Origin of the sequence: Photobacterium sanguinicancri (assembly GCF_002265265.1) — a bacterium.
GTDB lineage: Bacteria > Pseudomonadota > Gammaproteobacteria > Enterobacterales > Vibrionaceae > Photobacterium > Photobacterium sanguinicancri.
Map to the genome: position 1 here is coordinate 1 of NZ_NOIF01000416.1, position 646 is coordinate 646.

At 31.6% G+C, this 646-nt stretch carries 1 pseudogene; it reads left to right on the forward strand.

Features of this window, described 5'->3' with window-relative positions:
* Positions 1-646: pseudogene (locus ASV53_RS25720) on the forward strand (hypothetical protein); the annotation flags it as partial.

Below are 646 nucleotides of genomic sequence, written 5' to 3' on the forward strand. Positions count from 1 at the left end.
TTTAAGAGTCAGTTATAAGACTGATTTTGAAAGCTATAAATCACAATCAAAGTATAATGTCGATAATATTGACAAAAGGCTTGACATTGCAAACGAAAACCAAAAAAACTTAGCAGTAGAAGAATTTCTAAAGCTAGTTGAGTCTGACTCTGCTCAGCATGATTTATCTTTTATCTTTTCTCATCTAGATAGAATACAAGAACTGGATGATATTAAAATAGAGATGGTTGCCGACGCTTTAGATTCAGGTTCTGGTAGAGGTAGTATGTACCGAAACATGTTTAACTTTTTACTACAGCGTAGAGATAGGTTCGATAGATGCTTATTAGGTAAGAAGCTCAACACATTGCAGTCAGAAGTAATAACATCAGTCTTGGTTAGCTTATATGAAAGTGACAGAGAAAGGTGGGATTTATTAAACTACTACTTATCATCGATTGAACATAATATTATTCTCAGTGAGATGGTTAATCAGAATATAGCATATATGGTTTTGTGTTATGGATATGATACTAACCTTTCAATCGAAGGTCGGTTCTATATTGATGTCCTTTCAAAATCAAACAATATCATTGCTAATGAAGATATTTTTTCTTCTTTACATTTTGATTTGAACGAAATCAATGACCTCAATTTGTTTATATAT